Source organism: Desemzia sp. FAM 23990 (genome assembly GCF_045528485.1).
GTDB lineage: Bacteria > Bacillota > Bacilli > Lactobacillales > Carnobacteriaceae > Desemzia.
Genome location: NZ_JBGQQW010000016.1, coordinates 1 through 22,874 on the forward strand (window position 1 = coordinate 1; position 22,874 = coordinate 22,874).

General features: G+C 38.3%; 17 protein-coding genes and 1 riboswitch. Of the genes, 5 read left to right on the plus strand and 12 right to left on the minus strand.

The features are described from left to right. Positions 1-839: 839 nt before the first annotated feature. The 4 genes from ACEN4I_RS07570 to ACEN4I_RS07585 all read right to left on the minus strand — a co-directional run bounded on the left by ACEN4I_RS07570 (position 840) and on the right by ACEN4I_RS07585 (position 4,986). Positions 840-1,664, minus strand: a complete 825-nt coding sequence (locus ACEN4I_RS07570; RefSeq protein ID WP_407097243.1) for a metallophosphoesterase — start codon at positions 1,662-1,664, stop codon at positions 840-842. A 26-nt stretch (positions 1,665-1,690) separates the two neighbouring features. Further along, positions 1,691-3,208, minus strand: coding sequence for an ABC transporter permease/substrate-binding protein (locus ACEN4I_RS07575; protein ID WP_407102632.1), 1,518 nt, complete (start codon positions 3,206-3,208; stop codon positions 1,691-1,693). Further along, positions 3,208-4,179: an ABC transporter ATP-binding protein gene (locus ACEN4I_RS07580; protein WP_407102631.1), complete on the minus strand. Its 972-nt coding sequence runs from the start codon at positions 4,177-4,179 to the stop codon at positions 3,208-3,210. The genes ACEN4I_RS07575 and ACEN4I_RS07580 overlap by 1 nt, the downstream gene beginning before the upstream one ends. 78 nt (positions 4,180-4,257) lie before the next feature. Further along, on the minus strand, positions 4,258-4,986 hold the full coding sequence (locus tag ACEN4I_RS07585) for a metallophosphoesterase (RefSeq protein WP_407102630.1): 729 nt from the start codon (positions 4,984-4,986) through the stop codon (positions 4,258-4,260). A 180-nt stretch (positions 4,987-5,166) separates the two neighbouring features. Between ACEN4I_RS07585 and ACEN4I_RS07590 the strand changes: the two genes are divergently transcribed. Genes ACEN4I_RS07590 through ACEN4I_RS07600 form a run of 3 tightly spaced genes read left to right on the plus strand, consistent with a single transcriptional unit; the run spans position 5,167 to position 7,980 of the window. Further along, positions 5,167-6,033, plus strand: coding sequence for an HlyD family efflux transporter periplasmic adaptor subunit (locus ACEN4I_RS07590; protein WP_407102629.1), 867 nt, complete (start codon positions 5,167-5,169; stop codon positions 6,031-6,033). A 13-nt stretch (positions 6,034-6,046) separates the two neighbouring features. Continuing rightward, a complete protein-coding gene (locus ACEN4I_RS07595) occupies positions 6,047-6,736 on the plus strand; it encodes an ABC transporter ATP-binding protein (RefSeq protein ID WP_407102628.1) in 690 nt (229 codons plus the stop codon). Positions 6,737-6,753: 17 nt separating this feature from the next. Next, on the plus strand, positions 6,754-7,980 hold the full coding sequence (locus ACEN4I_RS07600; RefSeq protein WP_407097249.1) for an ABC transporter permease: 1,227 nt from the start codon (positions 6,754-6,756) through the stop codon (positions 7,978-7,980). Positions 7,981-8,270: 290 nt separating this feature from the next. Here ACEN4I_RS07600 and ACEN4I_RS07605 read toward each other — a convergent pair whose 3' ends face one another. The 5 genes from ACEN4I_RS07605 to ACEN4I_RS07625 all read right to left on the minus strand — a co-directional run bounded on the left by ACEN4I_RS07605 (position 8,271) and on the right by ACEN4I_RS07625 (position 17,577). Then, complete coding sequence (locus ACEN4I_RS07605; RefSeq protein ID WP_407097250.1) at positions 8,271-9,662, minus strand: L-cystine transporter; 1,392 nt, start codon at positions 9,660-9,662, stop codon at positions 8,271-8,273. A 217-nt stretch (positions 9,663-9,879) separates the two neighbouring features. After that, the gene (locus ACEN4I_RS07610; protein WP_407102627.1) at positions 9,880-12,543 is read right to left on the minus strand and encodes a cation-translocating P-type ATPase; all 2,664 of its coding nucleotides are present in this window, start codon (positions 12,541-12,543) and stop codon (positions 9,880-9,882) included. A gap of 156 nt (positions 12,544-12,699) precedes the next feature. Next, entirely contained in the window at positions 12,700-14,163 is a 1,464-nt protein-coding gene (locus ACEN4I_RS07615) for an NCS2 family permease (protein WP_407097252.1), read from the minus strand. 186 nt (positions 14,164-14,349) lie between these two features. Beyond that, a riboswitch (purine riboswitch) is annotated at positions 14,350-14,449 on the minus strand. Between the two features lie 892 nt (positions 14,450-15,341). Beyond that, on the minus strand, positions 15,342-16,694 hold the full coding sequence (gor, locus tag ACEN4I_RS07620; protein ID WP_407102626.1) for a glutathione-disulfide reductase: 1,353 nt from the start codon (positions 16,692-16,694) through the stop codon (positions 15,342-15,344). A gap of 31 nt (positions 16,695-16,725) precedes the next feature. Further along, complete coding sequence (locus ACEN4I_RS07625) at positions 16,726-17,577, minus strand: glycosyltransferase family 8 protein (RefSeq protein WP_407102625.1); 852 nt, start codon at positions 17,575-17,577, stop codon at positions 16,726-16,728. Between the two features lie 244 nt (positions 17,578-17,821). Between ACEN4I_RS07625 and ACEN4I_RS07630 the strand changes: the two genes are divergently transcribed. Then, positions 17,822-18,394 (plus strand): chromate transporter, encoded by a 573-nt coding sequence (locus ACEN4I_RS07630; protein ID WP_407102623.1) that lies wholly within the window; start codon positions 17,822-17,824, stop codon positions 18,392-18,394. A gap of 3 nt (positions 18,395-18,397) precedes the next feature. Then, positions 18,398-18,964: a chromate transporter gene (locus ACEN4I_RS07635; protein WP_407097256.1), complete on the plus strand. Its 567-nt coding sequence runs from the start codon at positions 18,398-18,400 to the stop codon at positions 18,962-18,964. 206 nt (positions 18,965-19,170) lie between these two features. Here the strand turns inward: ACEN4I_RS07635 and ACEN4I_RS07640 are convergent, their stop codons facing one another. Genes ACEN4I_RS07640 through ACEN4I_RS07650 form a run of 3 tightly spaced genes read right to left on the minus strand, consistent with a single transcriptional unit; the run spans position 19,171 to position 22,761 of the window. After that, entirely contained in the window at positions 19,171-21,072 is a 1,902-nt protein-coding gene (locus ACEN4I_RS07640) for a fructose-specific PTS transporter subunit EIIC (RefSeq protein ID WP_407102622.1), read from the minus strand. A gap of 26 nt (positions 21,073-21,098) precedes the next feature. After that, complete coding sequence (pfkB, locus tag ACEN4I_RS07645) at positions 21,099-22,013, minus strand: 1-phosphofructokinase (protein WP_407102621.1); 915 nt, start codon at positions 22,011-22,013, stop codon at positions 21,099-21,101. Next, positions 21,979-22,761 carry a DeoR/GlpR family DNA-binding transcription regulator gene (locus ACEN4I_RS07650; protein WP_407102619.1) on the minus strand — a complete coding sequence of 261 codons (783 nt, stop codon included), beginning with the start codon at positions 22,759-22,761 and terminating at the stop codon, positions 21,979-21,981. The genes pfkB and ACEN4I_RS07650 overlap by 35 nt, the downstream gene beginning before the upstream one ends. Between the last annotated feature and the right edge of the window lie 113 nt (positions 22,762-22,874).

Consider the following 22,874-nt stretch of genomic DNA (forward strand, 5'->3'; position numbering starts at 1 on the left):
ACGAAGCTGAACAAACAGCTTAGGACTAATTTTAACAAATTCGGTCACATTAATGCAAGCTTTTGCGAAGTAAAAGCTTGCATTAATGTGAGCCTTGGTTTTAGGACATTTTAACTTTCGCTTGACACAGAGCGTTTAGACTACTGGCTATAAGAAGATTTTGACCAGTCAGGTGCACTTTCCTGACAGGTCAAAATCTTCTTATAGACATGTAGTCTGCTCTGCGCAACTCGTTTAAGAAGCAGAGAGTGGAGAATGGCGTTTTGCTCATCGAATATAAGATACTCTTCCTACAGTCAGGCGAACTTTCCTGACAGTTAGAAGAGTAACTTATAGGCGTATGAGCAGCCATGCGCAACTCGTTTAATGAGAGAGTGGAGAAAAGCGTTTAGCCTATCGACTATAAGAAAATCCTAACAGGCAGGTGCTCTTTACCTGACAGTTAGGATTAGCTTATACGTCGTATAGGCTGCTTTTCGCAACTCGTTTAATGAGAGAGTGGAGAAAAGCGTTTAGCCTAGAAAGTGGAAAAACCGATTAGATTCCATGAGGTTCGTCGTACTTATTTTGATTGATAGTGGTTCAAAAGATTAAACTAGTCAAAGGCCTTTTTACTGACGATTTAACAGTTCGATTGTCATCTTTCGTTACTTAAAAGTATCATCACTCACAAATGAATCTCTAAATTTTGTTACTTTGTTAAGTAGAGCTCCCATCACTCACATTTCAGCTTCTGAATCTTGCCAATTTGTGAGATAAAACCTCTATCTCTAAAAATCCACGCAAAAAACAGGAGTAAAGCTCAATCAAGCTTCACTCCTGCCATCTATATCTATTATCTAGTCAATTTCAAACATCACCATAGTTCTGGCAATCTCGGTTTCAATATTTTTTTTACGCCAATGCTTTTTGTTGCCTAAACACGCACTGATGTAGGTTCTTTCCTCATCACGTAACGTCTTTCTAAAATGAACATGCCCCATGATGCTGTATTTAATAGGGTATTTTTGATACAGCCATTCATAGGAAGAACTGCCTAAAAAGGCATTAAAATAATCATATACTCGATTAGGAAGCTGCACCACGAATTGCGGATGAGTAGCGATATGGGTCATAAGAATCACGTTGCGATCTCCGATTTTCTCCATATCTTCTTCTATCTTATCCAACATCCACTGCGCAACTTCTTGGTTTTCTTTGCCCCAATGCACATAATATTTGTCGTTCCAAGCACCAATCCGATACTTCATCCGGTCAAAATCTTCTTTTGTATATTGCTCATCATCCGCATATCCGTAATCGTACCATCCCGAATTGCCCACCACAGCCCATTTGTCATTGATGATATAAGGCTTTTCAAGAATGCTTTCTGGTTGTTGTTTGAAAAAATCGTAAATCTTTTTGGTATCTTCTTCCCCATTCTTTCGAGACCAGAAATCATGGTTTCCAGGAATAAACAGAACTCGACAAGTCGTTTCTTCTTTTAACTTATCCATAAAACTTTGCGAAAGATGGTAATCACTACTGATATCTCCAGCCAACAGCAATAGATCAACATCCTTTTGATGAAGTTGTTTAGCTAATGTTTTGGCAAATGTGCTCCCTGCTGGAATAGCCTTTTTATTTGAATCGATATGAATATCAGAAATAACTCCTATCTTCATTTACGTCTTCCTTTACTCATTTTTTGCTAGTTCGGCATTAATCCTTCTTCTACTAAAAATTCATGCGCTACTTCATCTTCCGACTTGCCTTCTACATCTACTGCATAATTCATTTGGCGCATTTGTTCGTCAGTTATTTTCCCACCTAATTGGTTCAATATTCCTTCCAATTCCGGGTATTTTTCCAACGTTTCTATCAGCATCAATGGAGCTCCTTGATAAGGTGGGAATAGGCCTAAATCATCTTCTAGTTGAACTAAGTTATAGGCTTCAATATCACTATCCGTAGAATAAGCATCTACTAGATTGACGTCTCCAGTTTCAACAGCTTGATAGCGGATATTTGGTTCCATTGTTTCCACACTGCCAAATGTTAACCCGTATAATTCTTGAATCCCCGGATATCCATCTTCTCGGTCTGAAAACTCTAATGTAAATCCAGCTTTGATTTCGTCAGCAATCGGAATCAAATCAGAAAAAGTTTCCAAATCATATTGTTCAGCCAACTCTTCAGTGACCGCCAATACATAAGTGTTGTTGAAATCCATTGGATCCAGTAAAGTCATCTCATATTGCTCTTCTAAACCGGTTTTAGCTTGTTCATAAACTGCTGCTTCGTCTGATGACTCAAGCGGTTCATCTAAGAAAGTGGCCAACACCGTTCCAGTGTATTCGGTATAAATATCGATGTCTCCAGATTGGATGGCATTAAAGTTGAAGGTTGTTTTCCCTAGATTAGGTTCTAATGCTACAGAAATATCGGTTTGGCTTTCAATTAAATCTTCATACATATGCATCAGAATAGTGGGTTCAGCACCTAATTTACCACCAATCGTAATTTCTTCTTCAGAATTGGTTAGCCATGAAGCAACAAAACCAATCACCATCAAACCTAACACTACACTTAATACAATAATCGTCTTTCTAAAGGAGATTTTTTCCAAAACACCCAAAAAGACATCAAACAAAATCGCTAGTAACGCGGATGGAATAGCTCCCAACAAGATCAGTGAGTTATCTCCTCGGTCGATTCCTAGTAAGATAAGATCCCCTAGACCTCCTGCCCCGATCAATGAAGCAATTGTAGCCGTTCCGACAATCAAGACCATTGCATTACGGATTCCTCCCATAATGACAGGAAGTGCCATTGGGATTTGGACTTTCACTAATTTTCGAAAGGCATTCATCCCCATTGCATCTGCAGCTTCAGTCATTGAAGGATCAATATCCACAATACCGATATAGGTATTGCGCAGTATTGGCAGCAATGCATACATCACTAAAGCGATGGTGGCGGGAAGTCGTCCAATACCTACCAGCGGAATCAATAACCCTAGTAAAGCTAAAGAAGGAATCGTTTGGAAAATTGCAGTAATTTGAATAATAGGGTTTGCCCATTTTTTTCGATAAGTCAAAGCTATTGCGATGGGAATAGCGATCAAAACGGCTATTAGTAATGAAATCAATGACAATTCGATATGTTCTAATAAAGTGGTCCACAGTTGCTCTCTTCGTTCTACAAATGTATCGATCAATGTTTGCATTAGCGGTTTCCTCCTTCCTGAACGTTATCGGCCAGGTAAGAAAGAAGTTGTTGTTGTGAAATAGTTCCAATCCATTCTTGGTTCTCATTCATGACCTTTACGTTTGATGCTTTAGCTAATACGCCAGTCGCTTCCTCGATGGTCGCATAAATATTGAGGCTTGGAGCACCCTCAACGTCTGCCGTTCTTTTGTCCATATAACCTGCTTTTACTAAATCGCCTACTGTTCGACGTTGTTCTGAAACTATATTCCCAGCTTTTAAAAATTCTCGTACAAAGTCATTCTTAGGCTGCTCTCGGATTTCTTGAGGCGTTCCAATCTGCACAACTTCTCCTTTGTTAAATAAGCAGATACGATCACCTAACGTTAAAGCTTCGCTAATATCATGCGTTACAAAGACAATGGTTTTATTCAAAGTCTCTTTCATATGTAGCAAGTCTTGCTGTAAACTGCTCCGGCTGATAGGGTCCAACGAACTAAACGGTTCATCCATTAAAATAATATCCGGGTCCGCTGCTAATGCGCGAACGATTCCAATTCGTTGTTGTTCTCCACCCGATAATTCAGCTGGTTTGCGGTTCCGATAACTTTCTGGATCCAACCCTACACTAGCTAATAGTTCTGTGACACGTTCTTTCATTTTTTCTTTAGGCCACTTCTTCATTTCTGGTACAACCGTAATGTTTTCCTCAATCGTCATATGTGGAAATAATGCAATTTGCTGCAATACATAGCCGATATTCCAACGCAATTCATTTAATTTGTACTCACTGATCATTTTCCCATCAATCCGAATATAGCCGTTTGTTAATGGAATCAGGCGATTGATCATTTTTAAAGTGGTCGTTTTGCCACTTCCACTAGGTCCAATAAACACAAAAAATTCGTTATCTTGAATTTCAAAGCTTAAGTTGGAGACTACTGGTTTATTTTCTTGGTATTCTTTGGATACTTTCTCAAATTGAATCATTTTTTCTCCCCTTAATTTTTTTTAGACTAAAGCAATTGGTTTGAGACACCATATCCCAAACCATGCTTTTTCTACTTTTTATTCCCACAATCCCTTGTTTTTATTTGGAATAGCGTAATCTTTTACGATCCCTGTTTTATCGAAACGAACTCCATGCAAAGCTCCTCCGTACACAGCACCGCCATCAATACCAATAAGGTCATTTTTGGTCCATACATCAGTAGTTTTATTATCACCATATAGCATTGGAGTTATGGTATGTCCAAAAACTATTTTTTTGCCTGTCTTATTTTTCTGATCGTAAAAACCTTCGCGAATCCATACAAAATCCTTTGCGGCGGTTTTTTTCCAATCTTTCTTAGATAAGTCGACTCCAGCATGCACAAAAATATAGTCTTCCCATTCATAATACAGTAAGCAGTTCTCTAAAAAAAACTCTAACCACGGGTAATGATTTTTGATCATACTGGCTATTTCTACAGCCGAATATTCGTCTTCCGCACCTGGATGCAAAAAGGTTTCAATGGTTTTCCCTCCACCATTCATTGCATACAATGAATAATTTTGTTCCGGTTGACGCAGAAAACCAAGCAGCATCTCTTCGTGATTTCCTCGTAAACAAATAGCTCCTTTTTCGGCCACTAAAGAGTTCCCTAAAGCGAAACACTCTTTTGGATTTTCCCCACGGTCTCCTAAGTCCCCTATCAAAACAAGTTGCTGTGTCTCTTCATCCCAGTTCTGTAACATCTCTTTGAACAAAGTGATTTCTCCATGAACATCGCCTATTGCAAAAATTTCTTGTTTCATAAAGCAACGCCTCTCTTAGCATTTATATACTTTATTATACAGAAAAAATACAAATAGGCTAAAAGATAGACTCTAATTCTTTCTTAAGTTTTGGCAACAAAATAGACGTCTCTATTTTTTCGCTTTATAATAAAGACGTATAGTTAAAAATTAGTCGAATAGTGAGAGGAAGTTTTTTTGATGAATTGGAAAAAAATCATCGGCATCATAGTTGCCGTAGCAGCAGTTGCCTTAATAGGATATACCCTTATTTTTGCAAATAATAAGGAAGAAGTTTTAACAGTACGTACCGATACAGTAACAGAAGAAACCATTACAGAGACATTGTCTTTGACTGGACTGGTTGAGCCTAGCCAAACGCAAGAAGTATCTGGACAAGGTACTGTTTCTGATTTACCGGTTGCTGTGAATGATACTGTTGAAGAAGGAGATACATTGATTTCATTCGATGGAGTCAATATTGAAGCCGATTTTGCAGGTACTGTGACAGCGGTCAACGCTTCTGAAGATGAGCCTGATTTAAGTGCTCAAACTGGGACTCCTGCAGTTGTTTTGTCAGATTTAAATGAATTAGAAGTTGCGATTCAATTAACTAAATCAGATGCTCCTTTAGTAAAAGTAGACCAAGCCGTTGAGTTATCAAGTGGAGACAATACTTATTCTGGTACTGTCACACATGTAGATCCAGTAGCTATAGAAACTACTGGTGCAACAGGATCTACTCAACTATTAAATGCTGTGATTTCATTTGATGAAAATCCAGAAGGCTTGATTGCTGGTTTTGATATTGATGCAGACATCACCACAAATAGTGCTGAAAACGCCTTAACGATTCCAATAGAATCATTGGTTTACAACAATGAAAATGAGCCTTTCGTATATGTGGTAAAAAATGATGTCGTTCAAAATACACCAGTAGAAATTGGACTTCAATCTACTGCGAAAGTAGAAATACTTTCTGGTTTAACTGCTGGCGATACCGTTGTTCTTTCACCAAGTGAAGATGTGACAGACGGCTTGACTGTAACGACTCAAGACAAAGAATAGAGGGTAGATAATAGTGATCGAAATTAAAGGTATTACTAAAACGTATTATACAGGTGGGGAACCTCTAACCGCTTTAAATAAAATTAATTTGCGGATTGAAAAAGGCGAATTTACTTCTATCATGGGACCAAGTGGTTCTGGAAAATCAACAATGATGAACATTTTAGGCTTATTGGATCGCTTTGATGCCGGCACGTATTTTTTAAATGGTCAAGATGTGAGCAATTTGTCGGATAACGAAAGTGCTCTGGTCCGCAACAAGGAAATCGGGTTTATTTTTCAATCCTTTAACTTGATGCCGCGGATGACTATTTTAGAGAATGTGGAATTGCCGATGGTTTATGCTAATATTCCTAAAAAAGAACGACGCGAAAGAGCTTTAAAAGCTTTAGACAGAGTTGGTTTGAGTGATCGAGTGAAACACCGCCCCAATGAAATTTCTGGTGGTCAAAAACAACGTGTAGCTATTGCTCGTGCCATCGTTAATCAACCATCCGTTTTGATGGCAGACGAACCAACTGGGAATTTAGATTCTAAAACGACTTTAGAAATTATGCGTATTTTCCAAGAAATCAATGCTGAAGGAACCACTGTAGTCATGGTCACACATGAACCGGAAGTCGCGGAATACACAAAACGGATGGTCTTATTTAGAGATGGAGAAATCCAAGATGACCACAATCAAACTCAAAAAATAATATAGAAAGGAGCTGTTACTCTTTGAATTTTAGTGAAAATTTTAAAATGGCGATCGATAGCGTTCTGGCAAATAAAATGCGCTCCTTTCTTACCATGTTAGGAATTATCATTGGTATAGCAGCCGTAATTGCGATTTTAGGTGTCGGAAATGGTGCTACAGAAGAAATTACTGGCACATTTAATAACTTAGGCGCTTCAACAATTTCACTTTCTACAACTGACGAAGCCTCTGAAACAGACCCGATTACAGAAAATGATATCTTAGCTTTAAAAGAAGCTATTCCAGAAATTGAACGTATTTCACCAGACAACACAGCAATAGCTTCTATGCAGTCAGATTTTGATAGTCGACAATCCGTTATCTCTTACGGTACACCCGATCTTCAATATACCAATCAAGTTATGGAAAGCACCATCATCAGTGGACGTTACTTTAATCAAAATGACTACGCCGATGGAAAAAATGTCATTGTGATTAGTGAAGATACCGCTGCAGCTTTATTTAATGGACGGACAGAAGTTCTAGGAGAACAAATCAAATTGGTAGGAGATTCAGGAAATCAATTGGATTTGACCGTTATCGGAATTGTTGAAGGAACTTTCCAAGATTTGCAAGGCTCATTTGATTTGAGTCAAATGCCTTTATATGCATCAATTCCTTTGACAACAATGGAAAAATTAAATCCTACTCTGGGCGGAATCAACAGTTTAACGATTCAAGTAGCCGATAAAGATACTATCGAATCGGTTTCAACTCAGATTGTGCGTATTCTAGAAACAAGGCATGATGCTGTAGGGGAAAACTGGTATTCAGCTACCAACTTCCTACAAGCACTCGATCAAGTGGATCAAGTGCTAAGCTTATTTATTAATTTCATTGCCGCAGTAGCCGGAATCGCTCTACTCGTTGGTGGGATTGGTGTGATGAACATTATGCTGGTTTCCGTTACCGAGCGCACCCGCGAAATTGGTACACGAAAAGCTTTGGGAGCAACAACTAGAACCATTTTAGTACAGTTCTTGATGGAATCCGTTATCCTTTGTTTAATTGGCGGAACCATTGGGCTTATCCTAGGTATTTTACTGGCAACAGGAGTTTCAAATGCCTTGAATATCGTTCCAAATATCACCCTCGGCTCTGTTGTACTAGTCCTACTTTTCTCTAGTGCAGTAGGAATCTTCTTCGGACTCTATCCAGCCCGAAAAGCAGCTAAACTAGACCCAATCGAAGCATTGCGTTACGAATAAAGAATAGAGTAAGGCGTTTAGCTCTCCGAACAAAATAGAACCAGCCGTAGTCAGGTAAAGTGCACCTGACTACGGCTGGTTCTATTTTTGGGCGTGTGAGCTGCCTTACGCAACTTGTTTAAAAGAGCAGGAATGTTATCATCTTTAAGACTATTGCTCATTAGGAATACAAAATAAAGAAACATGCCGCTTTCCCCCTAGTTAAATCAGGAGAAAGCGGCATGTTTCGTTTCTATCAAGACTAGAATGGATTTCTTAACCTAGCCCATATCTTTAAATCATCTATTTTTTTATGCTTCGCTAGTCACAACTGCATTTTTATCATTTAAGATATCATCATCTAATGTGTGGACAACTCTAGAAGAAACAACTCCAGCTAACATGCTGTCATTTACGTTCAACATCGTACGAGCCATATCAATAATCGGTTCAACCGAAATCAACAATCCAACAATGGCAATCGGTAAATCCAAAGCACCTAAAACGATCAAAGCAGCAAACGTTGCTCCACCACCTACACCAGCAACACCAAATGAGCTGATGGTTACTACTGCAACCAACGTAATAATAAATGAAGGACTAAATACATCGATTCCAACAGTCGGTGCAACAATGGTTGCTAACATCGCAGGATAAATCCCTGCACAACCGTTTTGCCCAATAGATAAACCAAATGATCCAGCAAAGTTAGCTGAGGCACTATCTACACCTAAAGCTTTTGTTTGTGTTTCAATGTTTAGCGGCAATGCACCAGCGCTTGAACGAGCAGTAAATGCAAAACTTAATACTGGGAGTGCTTTTTTCACATATGTGAATGGGTTTACTTTAAACCCTGATAAAATCAACATATGAATAATAAACATCACGGCAATAGCTGAATAAGATGCAATGACAAATACCCCTAAGTTTACTAAGGCATTGAAATCACTAGTAGCTAACATTTTTGTCATTAAAGCAAAAATACCATATGGAGATATGCGCAATACCAATGTTACGATACGCATCACAATGGAATACAAGCTATCCATGATTTTTTTGAAGAAAGAAGCATTTTCCGGATCTTTTCTAGAAATTCCTAGATAAGCAACTCCTACAAATGCTGAAAAGATTACAACTGCAATGGTACTTGTATCTCTTGAATCAGCTAAATCTGCAAATACATTATTCGGAATAAAATTAACAATTTGTTCTGGAAGAGATAGATCTTCTACTTGGGCCGAAGTTTCGGTTATTTGTTCGATACGAGCTGTTTCAGCATCTCCTTGAGTAAATTCAGCTCCATCTAAGTTAAACAGTAAGACGCTTCCGATACCGATCAAAGCAGCAATCGCTGTAGTGGCCAACAAAGTCGTCAATACTGAAGTACTGATTTTCCCTAGGTTTTTACTGTTTTCAATTTTTGTAAATGCTCCAATAATAGAGACAAAAATCAATGGCATGATCAACATTTGCAAGAATCTTACGTATCCTTGTCCAACGATATTGATCCAACTGATGGTTTCTGTTGTAACTGCTCCATCAGAACCGAATAATAATTGCAAAAGACCACCAAAAGCTACCCCTGCTCCTAAACCCGCAAATACACGAGTTGAAAACTTCACATGTTTTGTTTGCATTTTCCATAGCCCAAACAAAACAGCGACAAATAATACCAATACTAAAATAATAGATACTGTTGTCATATAAACTCTCCCTTTAATATCGCTCTCCCATGACTGGAAAGCATTTTTTGATCATAGGATTAAAGGTCCCAGACTACCTAGTTTTCCGACTGGTAGTCCTAGAATCTGATAATGACAAAATTCTAGAGACTTATAAATAGTAACTGTTTTATGTGAAAAAAGCAACCAAATTACATAATAAGCCCCATCCTTTTTCACAAAGAATGGGGCTTATTAGTTACTTCATAAATTTTCGGATAAAGAACTTGATGATTTCTACAATTGGTATAATAGAGAACGATGTACCTAATACTATTAACCATTGTTCAAGATTTAACGTTGCTACACTGAACCAGCTATTTAATCCAGGAACCAATATGACTATTCCTAAAAGGGCAGCTGAAGTAACAACCGCCAAATTAAACATTTTATTTTTAAATATTCCTACTGTGAATATAGACTTTTCAATCGACTTTACGTTAAAAGCATGGAAGATTTGCAATAAACCTAATGTTGCAAAAGTCATTGTTAAAGCATCTAAATGAATCAATTCTTCATTGCCTACATGTACAGGATTGTGTGTTGCCCACCAATAAACACCTAACGTAAGAGCTCCTTCTATAATTCCTTGGTACACAATACTAGGAAAAACACCATTGGAGAAAAATGTTGCTTCTTTTCCACGCGGTTTCTCTTGCATGATGTCTTTTTCACCCGGTTCCAATCCAAGTGCGATAGCTGGAAAAGTGTCAGTTACTAAATTGATCCATAAGATGTGCACTGGTCCAAGTACGCTCCACCCTAGTAAAGTAGCAATGAATAACGTCAGCACTTCTCCCAAGTTGGCAGATAATAGGAATTGAATCGCTTTTTGAATATTGGTAAATACTTTTCGCCCTTCTTCTACGGCAACTACAATAGTCGCAAAGTTATCATCTGCAAGGACCATATCACTGGCTCCTTTAGATACTTCGGTTCCCGTTATTCCCATACCCACACCAATATCTGCGGTATTTAAAGCTGGAGCGTCATTTACTCCGTCTCCTGTCATGGCTACGATTTTACCCGCTTTTTGCCAAGCTTTGACGATTCGAACTTTATGCTCTGGCGAAACACGTGCATAAACAGAATATTTTTTGACCGACTTAGCAAATGCAGCATCATCGATCTGATCTAATTCCGCACCTGTAATAACGGCTTCTGACTGCCCTTTTTCAATGATCCCTAATCGTGCAGCAATCGCAGCTGCAGTGTCTTTATGGTCTCCAGTGATCATGATCGAACGGATACCAGCTGTCTTAGCCACGCTGATGGAATCCTTAGCTTCTTCTCTTTCAGGATCTATCATCCCGACCATACCAGCATAGATCAAATCCGTTTCCACCGTTTGAGTATTTACTTCTGAAGGAACCGTGCTAACCACTTTATAAGCCATCGCTAAAACCCGTAGTGCTTGAGTAGCCATATCATGATTCGTATCTAAAATAGCCGTTCGACTGTCTTCTGTCAATGGTTGCAATTCTCCATTGATATCAATCTTGGTACATCTTTTCAGTAATTCATCCGGTGCTCCTTTAGTAGCAATAAAGTACATTCCATCCGCCATCTTATGAATCGTTGACATCAATTTACGCTCCGATTCAAAAGGAACTTCTGCTTCACGCGGTTCATTTTCCAAAGCTGTTTTAACATCCAGCTTTTTATCTAATGCAAATTGAATCAAGGCTGTTTCTGTTGGATCTCCAATCAATTCTCCTTCGCCAGATATATTGGTGTCATTTGCATATGTCATAACTTTCATGACCGGCGAATCCATACCTATCTCTTCACTTGCGTCTTGCAAAACATTATTGGTATAAATTTTTTCCACGGTCATTTGATTCATAGTCAATGTTCCAGTTTTATCTGAACAAATAATATCCGTACTCCCTAATGTTTCCACCGCTGGCAGATTTCGAATCAAAGCTTTTCGCTTCGCCATCTTTTGGGTTCCCAGTGATAAAATAATCGTCACGATCGCTGGCAATCCTTCTGGAATAGCCGCTACCGCTAAAGAAATAGAGGTCAATAGCATTTCTACCCAATCACGTCCATTGGAAAGCCCCACCACAAACATCACAACAGCAATAATAATGATGGCAATTGTTAAATATTTTCCTAATCGGTTTAAATTATTTTGTAGTGGTGTCATCGTTTCTTCCGAAGAAGCTAACATAGTCGCAATTTTACCAACTTCTGTCGCCATTCCCGTTCCAACAATAATCCCTTCACCACGTCCATAAGTGACATTGCTGTTCATAAAAGCCATATTTTTTCGATCACCGATACCGACTTTCTCATCCTCTATCAGCGTCAACTCTTTTTCAACAGGAACTGATTCTCCAGTGAGGGCTGATTCTTCTATTTTTAAGGAAGCATTTTCAAATAAACGCATATCTGCCGGTACCACATCACCAGCTTCTAGTAAGACAATGTCACCCGGAACCAACTCTTCACTTTTGATATGTACTACAGAGCCGTTCCGTCTTACACGTGCTTCTGGAGAAGACATTTTCTTTAAGGATGCGATAGCTTCTTCAGCTTTCGCTTCTTGAAACACACCTAAAACAGCATTTAAAATAACAACCGCTAAAATAATCACCGCATCAGCTACATCACCGAAAAATGCTGATATCAGAGCTGCTGCAATCAAAACCAAGATCATGAAATCTTTGAACTGTTCAAAGAATTTGACGATGACACTTTTTTGTTTTTCTTCATTGAGCTGATTATGCCCATATGACTCGATCCGCTTTTCTGCTTCTGAAGTTGATAAACCTTCTTTGGATGTTTCAAATTTGTTAAAAACCGTTTCTACATCCTGAGCGAAAAAAGGCTCTTTTATTTGTTCTTTATTTGCCATCCTACTCATCCTCTCATTCCAACTGTTCTTCGTACTTACCGTTATTATAGGCTGTTCTTGTTTTTTATTCAAAGAAACCGCCACGGTTCTGTAAAATATTCAAAAAAGAGCTGAAGCAATAAAAATTTGCTTCAGCTCTGTGATTAAAAATTAAGTTTAAATGAAAGCTAAAATCAAGAAGTTCAAAACAAATAGTCCTGCTGAAAACCACAATACTGGATGGATTTCTTTTGTTTTGCCTTTTGCTACTTTAACAATGATATAGAAAATAAAGCCTGCTGCGATACCATAAGAGATACTGTATGCCAATCCCATAAAAATAGAAGCGAAGAATGCTGGCACAGCTTCTTCCAAATCATCCCATTTGATTTCCATGAACGATGACATCATTAAAACTCCGACCATGATTAAAGCTGGTGCAGTTGCTTGAGTTGGAACGATGGACACTAATGGAGAAAACAGACTAGTCAATAAGAACAAGAGCGCTATTACTACACTTGTCATACCAGTTCTTCCCCCTGCACCGATACCGGCTGCACTTTCCACGTAAGTAGTGGTATTAGATGTTCCTAAAATAGCTCCAACAGAAGTTCCGATGGCATCTGCAAAAAGAGCTTTATCCATTTTTGTTTTAAATCCAGCACTGTCATCTAAAGCCATTTCATCTTCTTGTGAGAAGATACCTGTTTTTCGACCAGTACCAATAAATGTACCGATCGTATCAAATACATCTGACAAACTAAAAGCAAAAATAGTCATCAACACTAAAGGCATACGAGAAAGATCACTGAATAAAGAACCTAACCCTTGTGAGCCTAATGCCACACCAAATGTTTCCCCAAGTTCACTAAATGCATTTCCTAAAGAATTAGCCGGATTAGAAATACTGGAGATGTCTACTACTCCCATTGGAATACCAATAACGGTGGTTGCAACGATTCCGATTAAAACAGCACCTTTGACATTCATGACCATCAAAATAACTGTAACGATCAACCCGATTAAAGCTAAAAGAGCGCCTGGACTTGTGAAGTTAACTAACGCAGGAACGATCCCGCCACCGCTTACGATGCTGGAGATTCCTCCTTCATAAGCTGAATTTGCAGCGTCAAATGGAGCATTGTTGATGGTTTGGATGTTTCCTGGTTCAGAAGTAAATTGAAGGAAACCTGCATTTTTGATTCCAATGTAAGCGATAAAAACACCGATTCCTCCACTGATAGCGTGTTGTAATCCCATTGGAATAGAGTGAATAATCATTTTGCGGATTTTTGTGACAGTAATTAAAATATTGAACAATCCACACAAAAATACCATCGCTAGTGCTTCTTGCCATGTAAATCCTAAGGCAAATACAACCGTATAAGTGAAAAAAGCATTTAAGCCCATACCGGGTGCCAATGCATAAGGTACATTAGCAAATAATCCCATGACTAAAGTACTGACTGCTGCAGAAATCAATGTTGCTAGGAAAACTGCTTGTGAAGGCATTCCAGTTAAAGACAAAATTGCCGGGTTGACGAAAATGATGTATGACATAGCAAAGAAGGTTGTTAATCCTGCAATGATTTCTGTAGAAAGAGTTGTGTTATTTTCTTTAAATTTGAAAAAATTTTCCATTGTCTTGTAGCCTACCTTTTTCTTATTTACAAAAGAAAGATTGATACTATTTTTCTTTATAAAATATAAGCTACAGCAAGTTTGAATTTAAACTGGTCAAAGAAATAAGAGGCGGCTGTGGGGAATAAACAAAAATAAGGTCCGTTTAATAATCCACAAATACACTTTTATAGCATGGAAAAATGTTCCACACTTTATTTCTCTAATAGTTGACCGTTTACGGTGGTCTGTAGAAACTCAAAGCCCATATCGCTTAAATTATATTAGAAGTTTTCTTTTGCTTCCTCATTATAGGAGCTACATCATAAAATGACAAGGAAAAATCATATAATGAGTGATTAAAAGTTTCTAATGTTCGTGTTTTGCAGGTTGTTTTAAATAACCGACTGAATACATTGTGTGAAAACGGATTTTTTAACTATTATTAGTTATTTGGGATATTTTCATCACTTAGCATTGGTAGAAAGTCTAAGTTGGTTCAATTTTGAATTTAAAAATTTCTAGCTCACAATTCAACTGCTTTTTCCACTTCTTTTGTGAGCTAGAATCCCTATAGCTCACAATTCAACTGCTTTTTCCACCTCTTTTGTGAGTTAGAACCCCTATACCTCACAATTCAACTGCTTTTTTCACCTCTTTTGTGAGCTAGAACCCCTATACCTCACAATTCAACTGCTTTTTTCACCTCTTTTGTGAGCTAGAACCCCTATACCTCACAATTCAACTACTTTTACCACTTCTTTTGTGAGCTAGAACCCCTATAGCTCACAATTCAACTGCTTTTTTCACCTCTTTTGTGATATACGGTACCTGAATACTATTTTTTCCCATTCCGTACAATAAGCCAAAACAAACTACTTCTAAAACGAGGTGTGTAGGACAGAGCATATGCCAAACAATAGAACTAAACGCCTTACTTCACTCTCTTTTTAAAACGAGCTGCGTAAGGCAGCTCACACGCCCAAAAATAGAAGCAACACTAGTCAGGTAAAGTGCACCTGACTAGTGTTGCTTCTATTTTGTTCGGAGAGCTAAACGCCTTACTCCGCTCTCTGCTTTCTAGACGAGCTGCGAATGACTGCTCATACGCCTATAATTTACCCCGCCACTGTCAGGAAAAAAGCCTGACTGTGGCGGGGAAAGTTATATTCGATGAGCAACACGTCATTCTCCACTCTCTATCTCATTGTAACGAATTCTTCTGCTCCGGTTGGGTGGATGGCTACTGTGTTGTCGAAGTCTGCTTTGGTAGCTCCCATTTTGATGGCCACGGCAAATCCTTGCAGCATTTCGTCCATTCCATTCCCTAACCCATGCAAACCAATCACTTTTTCTTCTGGCCCTTGGCAGACTAATTTCATATAGGTTTTTTGGCGATTTTTTGTGATCGAACTGTGCATTGAAGTAAATTTCGCTTGGTACACTTTAATGTCTTCTGATCCGTGTAAATCAATCGCTTCTTGTTCTGTGTAACCAATTGTTCCAATCGGCGGGTGACTGAAAATAACGGATGGGATATTTGTGTAATCCAATTTCTCCGTAGTTTTCCCATTAAACAATCGTTCCGATAAACGACGTCCTGCTGCGATAGCTACAGGTGTTAATTCAATTCGGCCTGTAACATCTCCGATTGAATAAATCCCTTCAACCGTTGTGTTTTGGTATTCATCCACTTTGACATGTCCTGCTGGAGTCAATTCAACATCGGTAGCTTCTAAATTGAGGTTTTCAGTATTGGCTTCACGTCCGATAGCCCAGATAATGGTATCTGTATTATGAGTAGCGCCATCTTCAAAATGAATCGTTAAACTACCATCTGCTTCTTTTTCAACTTTTTTTGGAACGGCAAATGTGTGTAACGTAGCGCCTTCTCGTTCCATCGTTTCTACCAATCCCTCACTAATAATAGAATCAAATGTTCTTAATGGAGCGTGTTTGCGGACGAATAAATGCGTATCTACTCCAAATCCATGGGTTACTCCAGCTAATTCTACAGCAATGTATCCTGCTCCAACTATAGCGATTCTCTCAGGCAGTTCATTTAATGCAAAGAAACCATCGGAATCGATACCTAATTCTGCTCCTGGAATGTTAGGTTTTGAAGGACGTCCTCCTGTGGCAATCAAAATATGATCCGCCGTATACTGTTCACCATTTACTTCGATCGTGTGGTTATCTACAAAGGTAGCAAATCCTCTGATCAAGTCTACATGATTGCTGTTCAAGCCGCTTTCGTATACAGTATGCAAACGATCAATGTATTTTTCTCTGTTCAAGACTAATTTGGCAAAATTGAATTTTTTTTCAGGAATGCTGATTCCGTAATCTTCAGCATACAAATTCATTTCATCCAATAATTGGGCTCCATGCCACATAACCTTTTTAGGTACACAACCGACATTGACACAAGTTCCACCCAGTTCATTCGCTTCTACTAAAGCTACCTTTGCTCCATGCATTCCTGCTCGGTTGATAGAAGCAATCCCTCCACTACCGCCACCGATAGCTATATAGTCATAATGTTTTGTCATCAAGTATTCCTTCTTTCTTATTCTCATTCTGTTATTGTTCTTCCAGTGCCAGATCCAAAGTATCTCCTGCTTTGTGTTCCATTTCATATTGGTGATAATACTCACCTAATTTGTATTTGTAGTCTTCTCTTTTATTCCATGGTTTTTGCTTTCCACAATAATGGATAAAGACTACTTCCTGTTCTACCCATTCCACATTGTAATCTTTTGGGAAGAGCACATTAGCTTTTGAATAATATCTCGGATCCAGATTATAAATTCTCCAGTCCGCTTCTAAAATAGAATCCCAATACAAGTGATTAAAAACATCTTGATCCGGTAACAACAATCTTTTTTTGTACAATTCGATCACAGACAAAACGTCTTCTTGTTGTTTGCTTGCACGAATGGCAGGCAAATTCATCAGGATGATTCCAGTATTAAAATACCCTTTTGATTCTAACATATTCAATCGAATATTGTTGATCGGCTGGATCCATTTCGTCAAATAATCATGTGTAGTTGCCACAAATAAATTCTGTTTAAAATCTTGATAATAAAAATCCGTTATAGGATTCAGATTGACAATATCTGGATCTAAATACAGAATCCTGTCCAAGTCTTCTGGCAACACAAATGGAGCTAATAAACGATAGTACATTTCAATTGAATAATACCGATTAACCGTCGTTTCCATTTCAAATAAATCATGGCAATTAATTGGAAAAAACTCATGTCCGTTAGCCACAATGAAGTCATTTATCTCTTGCAGTTTAATGTTGCGCATGTCATTGTGCATAAAATAAACAGCGAGCGTTTCTTCTGTATTTGTTTTAAATACTGACCACAACATCGTTCTGAGAGGAGGTAAGTAATTTTCATTGCAAGTCACTAATAAATTCATCTGCTATCTCCTACTATACATAATCTTACTACCATTTTACCGCATTTTCTTTTTCAGCTTAAGAGCAAATATTCACTTTATCCATGCGGTTTTCTTTATTAAGCATATCATATTTAGATTGAAAGAGAATTCTTTTGTTTTTTATTCCCTTTCAAAAATCATTTGTTTTCTTAAAAGGTTGAAATGATTCGCGGTGTTGTTTACAGTATAATGTAGTAAGTATCAGATTTTTTAGGAGGTTCAAATGGAAAAAGATATTAAGTTTTACTGGACATTGTTTCTTTCTACATTAACATTAAGTGCTTTTACATTTGGCGGAGGATATGTAATTGTTCCACTTATGCAAAAACGATTTGTAAAAGAGCTTCAATGGATCGATGAAGAAGAGATGTTGGATCTGGTAGCTATTGGACAATCTGCTCCAGGCCCTATTGCTGTTAACACCTCCATTATTGTTGGGTATCGAATGGCAGGTATATTAGGCTCTTTAATAGCCGTTATTGGGACAATTCTCCCCCCATTGTTCATCATTACGATTATTTCTTTCTTTTACCAAGCTTTTAGAGATAACCCTGTAGTCAGCGCTTTGTTACTAGGAATGCAAGCTGGTGTTGCTGCAGTTATTGTCAGTGTAGTGATCGATATGTCTGCGAAAATCATTAAAGGTAAGCAAGTTTTACCTATTGTGATGATGGTACTAGCCTTTATTGCTGCGATATTCTTGAACATCAATATCGTGATTATTTTACTTATTTGTGGTGCTGTTGGAGCTTACACTTCACTACAAGGGCCTCATAATCAAAAGGGGGATTCATAAAACATGGTTTACTTAAAATTATTTTGGAGTTTCTTTCAAGTAGGTCTCTTTAGTTTTGGTGGCGGCTATGCAGCTTTACCTTTGATCGAAGAACAAGTGATCCATCAAAACAATTGGTTATCGAGTACAGAGTTTATTGATATCGTTACAATATCTCAAATGACTCCTGGACCTATTGCCATTAATACATCTACTTTTGTAGGTACAAAAGTAGCAGGTCTCCCTGGGTCTGTTGTCGCAACTCTTGGCTGTATTGCTCCTTCCTGCATTATTGTAGTCCTGCTAGCTAGATTGTATTATAAATATAAAGGAATCCCACTTATGGATGGTATCCTTAAGGGTTTACGTCCAGCTGTAGTGGCGTTGATCGCTTCTGCTGGGTTAACCATCTTTTTGACGGCTATGTTTGGAGCAGCAAACTTCCCTATAGCTCTCGGAAACCTAAATTGGATTTCAGTTATACTCTTTATGATTGGGTTAGTACTTTTACGCAAGACAAAACTAGGCCCCATCCATGTGATGATTCTTTCAGGAATAGCAGGCATTATGATTTACTATGTGATTCTGTAATCAAATTAAACAGTTGCTCAGCAGGAAGAGACGATTCTTCTTACTGAGCAACTGTTTTTATATAGAGAATCATCTGATATAAAACAAGGTACTATACTTGGTTCACTCTTCCAAAGAAAGTTTTTTCTTAGAAGATTAGACCCTTAAAAAAAACGTCAGCAAGTTTTCACCTGCCGACGTCATCTTTCTCTTATGCACCTATTCTTCTATTTAAGATCTAAAGCTGAATCTTCGTCTGCTACTGGTTTTCTCCATAAGCCAAGAATCACAGCAGCTACTACCATTCCGATTACAATGGATAAGACAAACAATCCAACATGGTTAGATAGTCCTGCTACAAATATTCCACCATGAGGCGCTGGAACTGTTACATTCCACAATTGAGTCAAGCCCCCTGCAATAGCAGAACCTACTACTGAAGAACCAATTACGCGCATTGGGTCAGCTGCAGCAAACGGAATGGCTCCTTCAGTGATAAACGAAATTCCCATCACATAGTTTGAAAGAGCTGATTTTCTTTCATCAGCGTTGAATTTATTCTTGAAGAAAGTGCTTGCTAAAGCGATAGCTAAAGGCGGCACCATTCCACCAGCCATAACGGCTGCCATCAAACTTCCATCGCCAGTATCTGTAAAGATTCCGATTGAAAAGGCATAAGCAGCTTTATTGAATGGGCCTCCCATATCAATAGACATCATACCACCAAGTAAAGCACCTAATATAACAGCATTTCCAGTTCCTAAGTTTTCCAAGAAACTGATCATCGCTGCATTGATCGAACCAAATATCGGTCCTACAATGAAATACATCAATAATCCAATAAGCAATAAACCAAGTACTGGGAACAATAAAATCGCTTTGATACCTTCTAATGACTTAGGCAGATTGCTCAAACCTTTTTGCAAACCGATCATCAAATATCCTGCTAAGAAACCAGCTACCAAACCGCCTAAGAATCCTGCGTTACTTGCTACAGCCATTACTCCACCGACCATACCAGGCATCAAAGCTGGTCGATCGCCAATACTAAGGGCAATATACCCTGCTAAAATCGGGATCAAGAACCCAAATGCATGATTACCGATAGAGTTTAAGAATAGAAATACTTCACTTTCTTTACCTAACAGGTTCTCAAACAAGAATGACAGACCCATTAAGATCCCACCACCAACTACAAATGGCAGCATGTGTGAAATCCCATTCATTAAATCTTTATAAACCCGGTTCCATACAGATCCTTTTTCTTCGTTATCTACCGTTGACTCGCTTTTTTGTCCGCCAGATGAAAAAATCGGCGCTTGTTTATTGATGGCTTTTGTAATCAACTCTTCTGTTTTTCGAATACCGTCACTTACCGGACGTTGCAATACTGGTTTACCGTCAAAGCGAGCCATTTCAACTTGTTTATCCGCCGCTACGATAACACCCACAGAACGTTCGATGTCTTGAGTCGTTAGGCGGTTTTTGATTCCACCGCTTCCGTTTGTTTCTACTTTGATGTCTACGCCCATTTCAGCTGCTTTCTTTTTCAAAGCATCCTCAGCCATAAACGTATGTGCTATACCTGTAGGACAAGCTGTAACAGCTACGACAAAGGGTCTTTCAGAAACAGTATTTTCTTCAGGAGCTTCCGTAACAGCATCCTGATTTTCTACTTCTTCTGCTTTTTCAAACAATTCTTGTACTTCATCAGCACTTGAGGCATTTTTTAACGATTCTACAAAATCTGGACGAATCAAAAAGCGAGATAAATTAGCTAAAGCTTGCAAGTGAATGTCATTTGCGCCTTCAGGAGCCGCTATCATAAAGAATAAATAAACAGGTTGGCCGTCTAATGAATCATAATCGATCCCTTCATTGCTTTTAGCAAATAAAACCGTTGCTTCATTCACAGCTTTATTTTTTGCATGAGGCATAGCGATTCCGTCTCCAAGACCTGTAGACGTTTGTTGCTCTCTCTTCATGATTCCTTCTTTAAATGTTGCTACATCGCTGATTCGATTATGTTTCTTTAAATTGCTGATCATTTCATCAATAGCACTTTCTTTGCTCTGTGCTTTCAGATCCATGATCATAACATCTTTGATCAAAATATCGTTGATCTTCATACTCAATTCCTCCTATTAAAGTTCCACTAATCTATTTTAGAAATCTGTACTTCGTTGATGAGCGATTCGATTTCAGCTTTTGTTGCCAAGTCGTCAGAAAAAGCTGTTGCACTACCTGTCGCGACGCTTCTCTTGAAAGCTTCAAGTTCATCGTTTGTTTCTACTAGTGTTCCTATAAATCCTGCAACCATTGAATCTCCAGCACCAACTGAATTTTTCACTTTCCCTTTAGGTACATTGGCTTGATAAACAGCTTCTTTCGTAAAGAATAAAGCTCCGTCTCCTGCCATAGAAATAACTGCATAGGTTGCTCCTAAAGAAAGCAATTTTTTCCCATAAGGAATCATTTCTTCTACCGACTGGAATGAAACATCAAATAAATCAGCTAGTTCGTGATGATTCGGTTTTACTAGCAACGGATTAGAACTAAGGGCATTCAATAATTCTTCTCCCGCTGTATCAATAATAAATTGAGCGCCATGAGAAGTGATTTTTTCAATCATCTTTTGGTAGAAATCAGCTGGAAGTGTTGGCGGTTTATTTCCCGATAACACAACTACATCCTCAACAGTCAACTCATCTAGTTGCTGCAGCAATTGATCTGCTTCTTCTTGAGTGATAGCTGGTCCCGCAGCATTGATCTCTGTTTCTACATCTGCTTTTATTTTTACGTTGATTCGTGTGTCTTCCTTGATTTCAATAAAACGGGTTTGAATAGCTTCTTGAGTCAGCCAATTTGAAATGAAATGACCTGTGAATCCTCCAAGAAATCCTAAAGTTGTTGTGGCTTGGCCTAGGTTATTGAGTACACGAGAGACGTTTATACCCTTTCCCCCTGGAAGCTTTATGTCGCTCTCCATCCGATTTAATTCTCCCGCTTGAATAGCTGGAATTTTAACAATGTAATCAATCGATGGATTCAATGTTACTGTGTAAATCATGTTTTACCTCCATTATAGTTGTGGCTTTGAAGTAGGCTTCAAATTCTGTTCGGTCCAGTTCATTACTGACAATAATAGAATTCTCAAGGTTATCCACTTTATCAAATGTAACCTTATTGAATTTCGTTTTGTCAGCCAATACGAAAACTTTTGCACTATTTTGAATAGCTTGTTTTTTGATAGCTGCTTCTTCGGGATCTGGCGTAGTTAGTCCATATTCAATATCGATGCCGTTAATGCCTAGAAAAACTTTATTGAATCGGTATTGGCTCAGTTGAGTTAATCCAATAGCCCCGATGACCGCTTTAGTGGTGTTTTTTAATACTCCGCCAATCAATATCACATCATTGTTCTGATCAGCCAACAAACTGGCTTGCTGTACCGCATTAGTGACAATACGGATATTCTTATGCTTTAAGAATGGAATCATATACAACGTTGTAGTTCCAGCATCAAGAAATATCGTATCTCCATCTTTGACCAGCATTGCTGCATACTCGGCGATTTCTTTTTTCTCTTGAACGTTTTTGAGTGTTTTTTCTACTACAGGAAGTTCTCGTTCAACTTCATAAATCCGTTTGGCTCCGCCATGCACACGAACCAACAAACCTCTTTCTTCCAAGACATCCAGATCTCTTCGGATAGTAGACTCTGAACAGTCTGTTTCCTTCATTAAATCTTGTGATTTGACTAGACCACGCTGGGCTAATCTGTCTAATATATATTGATAACGTTCTTCTGTTAACATTATACACACCTTCTTCACCATTACTTTACCACCATTATCGTTCAAAAACAATCAAAATATAAATCGGTTTCAAAATTTTAATCTTTTTTTAATTTCTGTTTATTCTTACGTTC

What these genes read in the sequence shown, in the direction of transcription:
- ACEN4I_RS07570 (WP_407097243.1), bottom strand. Translation starts at nt 1,664, where the DNA reads ATGAAGATAGGAGTTATTTCTGATATTCATATCGATTCAAATAAAAAG.
- ACEN4I_RS07575 (WP_407102632.1), bottom strand. Translation starts at nt 3,208, where the DNA reads ATGCAAACATTGATCGATACATTTGTAGAACGAAGAGAGCAACTGTGG.
- ACEN4I_RS07580 (WP_407102631.1), bottom strand. Translation starts at nt 4,179, where the DNA reads ATGATTCAATTTGAGAAAGTATCCAAAGAATACCAAGAAAATAAACCA.
- ACEN4I_RS07585 (WP_407102630.1), bottom strand. Translation starts at nt 4,986, where the DNA reads ATGAAACAAGAAATTTTTGCAATAGGCGATGTTCATGGAGAAATCACT.
- ACEN4I_RS07590 (WP_407102629.1), top strand. Translation starts at nt 5,167, where the DNA reads ATGAATTGGAAAAAAATCATCGGCATCATAGTTGCCGTAGCAGCAGTT.
- ACEN4I_RS07605 (WP_407097250.1), bottom strand. Translation starts at nt 9,662, where the DNA reads ATGACAACAGTATCTATTATTTTAGTATTGGTATTATTTGTCGCTGTT.
- ACEN4I_RS07610 (WP_407102627.1), bottom strand. Translation starts at nt 12,543, where the DNA reads ATGGCAAATAAAGAACAAATAAAAGAGCCTTTTTTCGCTCAGGATGTA.
- ACEN4I_RS07615 (WP_407097252.1), bottom strand. Translation starts at nt 14,163, where the DNA reads ATGGAAAATTTTTTCAAATTTAAAGAAAATAACACAACTCTTTCTACA.
- gor (WP_407102626.1), bottom strand. Translation starts at nt 16,694, where the DNA reads ATGACAAAACATTATGACTATATAGCTATCGGTGGCGGTAGTGGAGGG.
- ACEN4I_RS07625 (WP_407102625.1), bottom strand. Translation starts at nt 17,577, where the DNA reads ATGAATTTATTAGTGACTTGCAATGAAAATTACTTACCTCCTCTCAGA.
- ACEN4I_RS07630 (WP_407102623.1), top strand. Translation starts at nt 17,822, where the DNA reads ATGGAAAAAGATATTAAGTTTTACTGGACATTGTTTCTTTCTACATTA.
- ACEN4I_RS07635 (WP_407097256.1), top strand. Translation starts at nt 18,398, where the DNA reads ATGGTTTACTTAAAATTATTTTGGAGTTTCTTTCAAGTAGGTCTCTTT.
- ACEN4I_RS07640 (WP_407102622.1), bottom strand. Translation starts at nt 21,072, where the DNA reads ATGAAGATCAACGATATTTTGATCAAAGATGTTATGATCATGGATCTG.
- pfkB (WP_407102621.1), bottom strand. Translation starts at nt 22,013, where the DNA reads ATGATTTACACAGTAACATTGAATCCATCGATTGATTACATTGTTAAA.
- ACEN4I_RS07650 (WP_407102619.1), bottom strand. Translation starts at nt 22,761, where the DNA reads ATGTTAACAGAAGAACGTTATCAATATATATTAGACAGATTAGCCCAG.